Annotated in this window: 2 protein-coding genes and 8 tRNA genes; 8 read left to right on the forward strand and 2 right to left on the reverse strand. The window is 44.3% G+C overall.

Going from position 1 to position 4,950, the window contains the following annotated elements:
- Window positions 1–55 precede the first annotated feature (55 nt).
- The 8 genes from ACTS60_RS00170 to ACTS60_RS00205 all read left to right on the forward strand — a co-directional run bounded on the left by ACTS60_RS00170 (window position 56) and on the right by ACTS60_RS00205 (window position 2,912).
- Window positions 56–131, forward strand: a tRNA-Phe gene (locus ACTS60_RS00170).
- Between the two features lie 43 nt (window positions 132–174).
- Window positions 175–250, forward strand: a tRNA-Asn gene (locus ACTS60_RS00175).
- A gap of 296 nt (window positions 251–546) precedes the next feature.
- Window positions 547–2,172, forward strand: coding sequence for a methyl-accepting chemotaxis protein (locus ACTS60_RS00180; RefSeq protein WP_440886724.1), 1,626 nt, complete (start codon window positions 547–549; stop codon window positions 2,170–2,172).
- A 234-nt stretch (window positions 2,173–2,406) separates the two neighbouring features.
- Window positions 2,407–2,482 (forward strand) — tRNA-Phe (locus tag ACTS60_RS00185).
- 50 nt (window positions 2,483–2,532) lie between these two features.
- Window positions 2,533–2,608, forward strand: a tRNA-Thr gene (locus ACTS60_RS00190).
- A gap of 21 nt (window positions 2,609–2,629) precedes the next feature.
- A tRNA-Asn gene (locus ACTS60_RS00195) sits at window positions 2,630–2,705 on the forward strand.
- Window positions 2,706–2,745: 40 nt separating this feature from the next.
- A tRNA-Thr gene (locus ACTS60_RS00200) sits at window positions 2,746–2,821 on the forward strand.
- A 15-nt stretch (window positions 2,822–2,836) separates the two neighbouring features.
- Window positions 2,837–2,912, forward strand: a tRNA-Asn gene (locus ACTS60_RS00205).
- A 156-nt stretch (window positions 2,913–3,068) separates the two neighbouring features.
- On the opposite strand, the gene ACTS60_RS00210 is transcribed toward ACTS60_RS00205, so the two are convergent.
- Both ACTS60_RS00210 and ACTS60_RS00215 read right to left on the reverse strand, forming a co-directional pair.
- On the reverse strand, window positions 3,069–4,505 hold the full coding sequence (locus ACTS60_RS00210) for an NAD-dependent succinate-semialdehyde dehydrogenase (RefSeq protein ID WP_440886725.1): 1,437 nt from the start codon (window positions 4,503–4,505) through the stop codon (window positions 3,069–3,071).
- 352 nt (window positions 4,506–4,857) lie between these two features.
- A tRNA-Asp gene (locus ACTS60_RS00215) sits at window positions 4,858–4,934 on the reverse strand.
- Window positions 4,935–4,950: the final 16 nt, after the last annotated feature.

Raw genomic sequence — 4,950 nt, forward strand, 5'->3', positions numbered from 1 at the left:
TGACTTGTAATCAGTAGGTCACCAGTTCGATTCCGGTAGTCGGCACCATTCTTTTGCCTCGATAGCTCAGTCGGTAGAGCAGAGGATTGAAAATCCTCGTGTCGGTGGTTCGATTCCGCCTCGAGGCACCATATTTGGTGCACTTGCTTGAAGCAAGACACAAAACAGAATAGTTCCTCCTTAGCTCAGTTGGTAGAGCGACGGACTGTTAATCCGCAGGTCACTGGTTCAAGTCCAGTAGGAGGAGCCAACTTTGAAAGCCAAGTCTTCGGACTTGGCTTTTTTCTTATCTGTACTTCAACAATATCTCCACGACTTTCAACTCCAACTCCTTACCTTTTTACGCCAGTCCAACCTTAAATCACCTTATAAAATCGAATTACATTTGATAAAACGAACTTATTTCACGATAAAAATTTAATCCAAATCATAGTTTCGCCATTGATATATAGGCGTGTGTATACAAGTTCAATAAGATGAATTTATTATCACGCCCCTTTTATAAGCTATGCATCAAATAGCAAACAAACACTTTGTGAGCTAACTATGAAATTAAAAACTCAAGCCTATTTATTATCTGCAATTATTTTGGTTGCCCTACTTGCTCTGACTGCTACGGGTCTTTGGACTCTTCGCGTTGCAAGTAACCTTGATAACAAAGCTCGAGTCACTGAGCTATTTAAGAGTGCCTACAGCATTCTGACTGAAGTAGAAAAGATGGCAGTTGAAGGTCAAATGCCCGAAGATGAAGCCAAAGCTCTCGCGACTCGCCTTCTGCGAAACAATATCTACAAAAACAACGAATACGTTTATGTGGCTGACGAGAACATGATGTTTGTCGCTGCCCCACTTGATCCCCAGTTGCATGGCACAAGTTTCCACGACTTCCGAGATGGCAATGGAAACAGTGTCGGTCAGTTAATTCTAGATGTGCTAGGTCGTAAGACAGGTCAAATCGTTGAATATACTTGGACACAAAAACTGCCTGACGGAACCATTGAAGAAAAACACTCTATAGCAGAGAAAACACCGCACTGGAATTGGGTGGTTGGTACTGGCATCGGTTTCAATGAAGTAAACGCACGTTTCTGGTCTACAGCACAATGGCAGCTAGCGCTATGTCTAGCGATAGCTGGTGCGATTCTAGGTGGCTTAATTATCTCTATTCGTAAGATGCTTAACCTACTCGGCGGGGAGCCAAATGATGTACGTAAAGCAGTTCAAGCCGTTGCCCAGGGTGATATCCAAACCAGCTTTGAGCACGCAGCACCTAAAGACAGCATCTATGGTGCCGTACAGGAGATGAGTCAATCGTTAGCTAAGATGGTGACTAACCTGGACGAATCAATGCACGCATTGCGTTCAGAGCTATCAGCAGTAGAGTCTCGCTCTAATTCAATTGCTGATTTGACTATGTCTCAACAACAATCAACCGCAATGATCGCAACCGCAATGACAGAAATGGCATCTTCAGCAAACCACGTGGCAAGTTCAGCAAGTGAAACAGCACATAATACTGATGAAGCGGACAAACAGAGCCAGCATACACAATCACTGATCCACAGCACGGTAGATAATGTTCAGGGCTTGGCGACTCAATTAAATACCGCAAGCAAAGCGGTGGCAGACCTTGATCAAGATGTAAACAGCATCGTGAAGGTTCTAGACGTTATTGGTGATATCGCTGAGCAAACAAACCTACTTGCGCTTAACGCTGCGATTGAAGCTGCCCGTGCGGGTGAACAGGGCCGAGGTTTTGCTGTCGTGGCCGATGAGGTTCGTAACTTAGCGGGTCGTACGCAAGACAGTACTAAAGAGATTCAGCAAATGATCTCTAACCTACAAGAAGGCTCACGTAACGCGATCCACACTATGGAAATTTGTGCTGAAACTAGCGAAAGCACCGTGACAGAATCAATGAATGCGTCGGAAGCACTACAACAAATCGTTACTGCATTGGAATCTATCACTGGTATGAGTCAGCAAATTGCCACAGCCGCAGCTGAGCAAACTCAAGTGAGTGATGATATAGCACACCGCATTAATCTCATTGAAGAGAGTGGTAGCCAACTAAATACGGTAGTAACCGAGAGTCAATCAAGCACTCAAACATTGTCATCTTTAGCTGATGAGCTTGAAGGCTGGGTCAACAAGTTCTCTGTAAAGCACTAGTTTAAGTTCATTTGTTCAATAAAAAGCACGTTTTCGGATGTGCTTTTTTTGTTTTCACTGACAAAAAACGGCCATCATCTGCTAAAACAGACAGCCGACATTGCCTACCAGGTGGTGATATTGTGTCAAAAATGCGTAAAAACACCCCATTACGCACACAAAAACAGCAAACGATATTTTTTTTGCATTTTCTTGTTGACCTAAAAGCCGAAAAGCCTTTTAATACACCTCGTCGCCCGGATAGCTCAGTCGGTAGAGCAGAGGATTGAAAATCCTCGTGTCGGTGGTTCGATTCCGCCTCCGGGCACCACAATTTAAATTGTTGGTGTCTAACACGAACAATAGAAAGAATAACGGTACGCCGACTTAGCTCAGTAGGTAGAGCAACTGACTTGTAATCAGTAGGTCACCAGTTCGATTCCGGTAGTCGGCACCATTTATTCTTAAACAAGGTAATTCCTCCTTAGCTCAGTTGGTAGAGCGACGGACTGTTAATCCGCAGGTCACTGGTTCAAGTCCAGTAGGAGGAGCCATCTTTCAGTTAGTAAGCCGATTGCTTATTAACGAAAATGTGCCGACTTAGCTCAGTAGGTAGAGCAACTGACTTGTAATCAGTAGGTCACCAGTTCGATTCCGGTAGTCGGCACCACTTATTAAAATCTGTTCCTCCTTAGCTCAGTTGGTAGAGCGACGGACTGTTAATCCGCAGGTCACTGGTTCAAGTCCAGTAGGAGGAGCCATATTAGAAAAAGCCGCATCACTTGATGCGGCTTTTTTGCATCTGAAGAAAATCCACTGCCCCCCCCCATCCACCTTTCTCTGAATAAACAAAAAGCCAGATGATGTACCCAGCTTTCTCTTTTTTGTTTCGTATCAGTGAGCAGCTAAACAGAAGACTAGCTCAAACCTCCAAGACAGATGTACTTAGTCTCTTGATACTCATCCATGCCTTGCTTAGCACCTTCACGACCAATGCCAGATTCTTTGATCCCGCCAAACGGCGCAACTTCCGTAGAAATAATTCCTTCATTTACCCCTACCATGCCATACTCCAAGCCTTCGCTAAATCGGATGATACGTTTCAAACTATCAGTATAGAAGTAGCAAGCCAAACCATATTCAGTGTCATTCGCCATCGAGAGCACTTGTTCATCATCATCAAAACTAATGGCCGGCAGAACCGGTCCAAACAGCTCTTGCTGTACGATCGCCATATCTTGATCAACATTATCTAAGATAACAGGCTCCATAAAGCGCCCAGAACGATTTTGAGGCTGGTTAAGTATCGTTGCCCCTTCTTGTACTGCCTGATCGATCACCGCCTCTAGACGATGCTTAGAAGCCATAGTGATAACAGGACCAAGAGTCGTGTGACTTTCAAGGCCATTGCCTACTATCAGGCCTGAAACTTTATCTAAAAGCTTAGCTAAAAATGCATCTTTTACGTTCTTGTGCACGTACAAACGGTTAGTACAGACGCAGGTTTGCCCCGCATTACGAAATTTAGACGCAATCAAACCATTCGCTGCTGCTTCTAAATCAGCATCATCAAAAACAATAAAAGGAGCATTACCACCTAATTCCATGGAAGCCGCTTTAACCGTATCACTTGCTTGCTTCATTAAGATCTTACCGACACGCGTAGAACCAGTGAAAGATATCTTCTTAATACGAGGATCGGTACTCAAAACTATGCCAAACTCCGCGGCTTGTTCAGAAACAACGGTAGACAATAGAGCTTTAGGGATACCAGCCTGATGAGCAAGCTCCACCACAGCCAGAGCAGTCAAAGGTGTTAATTCAGAAGGTTTAATGATCATCCCACACCCCGCAGCCAAAGCCGGCGCAGCTTTTCGAGTGATCATTGCGATAGGGAAGTTCCATGGTGTAATCGCCGCACACACACCTACAGGCTGTTTAATAGTTGAGAGTCGTCTATCTACTGCCGGAGCAGGAATCACCTCACCATAAGCTCGCTTAGCCTCTTCTGCAAACCATTCTACAAAAGATGCTCCGTATGCTACTTCTCCACGGCTTTCTGTGAGTGGTTTTCCTTGCTCTAAGGTAATAATGTTAGCAATGTCTTCCGTATGCTCTACCAGTAATTGGAACCACTTTTTCAAGCATAGTGAACGTGCTTTAGCACTAAATTTCGCCCATTCAATTTGAGCCAATTTACACGCTTCTATCTGAGCATCTAGCTCGTCGAGAGAGTTAGTCTTCAAGCGAATCAATTCCCGCTCAGTTGCAGGGTTGATCACCACTACACCCCCCTCAGAAGACAAGTTTTTGAATAAAACTTTGAATATTTCACTCTTTATATGCTGCATCATTGAGTCGCACTCCTAAAATAACCCGCGTAAGGGTAATCCCTCAGATGAATAAGAGTAAAGCAAACAAAGTTTTCTTCAGTGTAAATAAAACTAAAACTAGTCCAAAAGTTAGGTTTCGAAGTGATTAACAGCGTGACCTAGTTTACAAGCACGATTAAACCTTTGGTGCTCTATTCACGATTTGGGACTACAAAAGATTAGAGGTGAAAAAATAGTATTATTTATGGCATTGTCTGAATAAGTGGCGAAGTGGCTGGGCTTGCACTCAATTGGACTCGTTGGTCGTAGACCAAAATAATATAGCAAATACGAAAAAGCCCTAGCATTACTGCTAGGGCTTTGTCTGAATAAGTGGCGGAGCGGACGGGACTCGAACCCGCGACCCCCGGCGTGACAGGCCGGTATTCTAACCAACTGAACTACCGCTCCGCACTGGTTAGACATT

This window comes from Vibrio sp. WZ-1 (genome assembly GCF_052037695.1).
In the GTDB taxonomy this organism is placed as follows: domain Bacteria; phylum Pseudomonadota; class Gammaproteobacteria; order Enterobacterales; family Vibrionaceae; genus Vibrio.

Bases quoted from the DNA above. Each gene is read 5' to 3' on its own strand.
- ACTS60_RS00180 (WP_440886724.1), top strand. From the start codon at position 547: ATGAAATTAAAAACTCAAGCCTATTTATTATCTGCAATTATTTTGGTT.
- ACTS60_RS00210 (WP_440886725.1), bottom strand. From the start codon at position 4,505: ATGATGCAGCATATAAAGAGTGAAATATTCAAAGTTTTATTCAAAAAC.